Raw genomic sequence first — 1,207 nt, 5'->3', positions numbered from 1 at the left:
CTGAAGTGACCCCCTCCATAGCTGCACAGGGTATAGTGCAGTCATCAGGAGGACAGGATGAGCGACGACAACCCCATCAAACGATGGACCGCGAAGCGCAAGGCCGCCGTGGTCATGGACATCTTCAAGGGCAAGACTACGGCCGCTGAGGTGGCTCGCCAGCACGATCTCACCGTCTCTGAGGTCGAGGGCTGGATCGATGAGGCCCAGCGCAGCATGGAGAACGGGTTCAAGGCTCGTCCCAAGGACATCCGTGAACAGTACGAATCCGAGCTGCGGGAAACCAAAGAAGCATTGGGCGAAGCTCACCTACAGATTTACGCGCTAAAAAAGTTTCGCCGCCTGCTCGACGAGGACGAGAACTCGTAAGGTCGCTGCAGGCGGAAATGGCCCAGGAGGGCCATGTGGTATCGCTCGTCAAGCTTTGTCGGTGGCTGGGGCTTCCCCGACGGACGTTGTATTACCGTCCCAAGCCGCGGCAGCGTGCGATGAATACTGAACTGGCCAGCAGGGTGAAGCTGGCCCTAGAACGGTTCCCCACCTACGGCTATCGGCGACTGGCGTGCGTCCTGGGTGAGAACCGCAAGCCGATCCAGCGCATCCTGCAGCTCAAAGGCTGGCAGGTGCGAAAACGGCCTCAGGGCTTCCGCCCTCGTGCCAAGAGTCTGCCATCCGTCGCCTCGCGGCCTGATGAACGATGGGCGACTGATCTCACCCACGTGTGGTGTGGCAAGGATCGGCGAGCCAGCCTGGCGGTGATTATCGACTGCTGCACACGAGAGATCCTCGGCTGGCGATTATCGGACAATGGCAGCAGCAAGACCGCGGAGGCTGCGCTGGAGGAAGCACTGATCTATCGGCTGGGAGCGCTGGGACGTATTCAGCAACCGTTGGCACTTCGGTCAGATAACGGGCTCGTTTTCAGCAGTCGCCGCTACACCGGTACGGTAAAGGCCTATGGCCTCAAGCAGGAGTTCACGACGCCGTATACTCCGGAGCAGAACGGGCTCGTTGAGCGCTTCTTCCGGTCCTTGAAGGAGGAGTGTATCTGGCAGCATCGCTTCGAGTCGCTGGGCCAAGCCAAGGTCGTGATTGATCGCTGGATCCGGTACTACAACGAAGAGCGGCCACACCAGTCTCTGGACTATGTGGCACCCCGAGCACACCCCGCATTAGCTGCGTAGGGTGTGCAGAAACCAGGGGGTCA

At 60.2% G+C, this 1,207-nt stretch carries 2 protein-coding genes; both read left to right on the top strand.

All coding sequences use genetic code 11. The features are described 5' to 3' along the window. Positions 1-57: 57 nt before the first annotated feature. The gene (locus CVH10_RS16820) at positions 58-369 is read left to right on the top strand and encodes a DUF1153 domain-containing protein (protein ID WP_106489322.1); all 312 of its coding nucleotides are present in this window, start codon (positions 58-60) and stop codon (positions 367-369) included. Between the two features lie 17 nt (positions 370-386). Then, the gene (locus CVH10_RS16815) at positions 387-1,184 is read left to right on the top strand and encodes an IS3 family transposase (protein ID WP_106489321.1); all 798 of its coding nucleotides are present in this window, start codon (positions 387-389) and stop codon (positions 1,182-1,184) included. Positions 1,185-1,207: the final 23 nt, after the last annotated feature.

Source organism: Halomonas sp. ND22Bw (assembly GCF_003011945.1).
Taxonomy (GTDB): domain Bacteria; phylum Pseudomonadota; class Gammaproteobacteria; order Pseudomonadales; family Halomonadaceae; genus Halomonas; species Halomonas halophila.
The sequence above is the reverse complement of the archived record's forward strand: the minus strand, read 5'-3'. Positions and strand labels throughout refer to the sequence as shown.

Coding starts and splice junctions, on each gene's coding strand:
- CVH10_RS16815 (WP_106489321.1), top strand. CDS start 387: ATGGCCCAGGAGGGCCATGTGGTATCGCTCGTCAAGCTTTGTCGGTGG.
- CVH10_RS16820 (WP_106489322.1), top strand. CDS start 58: ATGAGCGACGACAACCCCATCAAACGATGGACCGCGAAGCGCAAGGCC.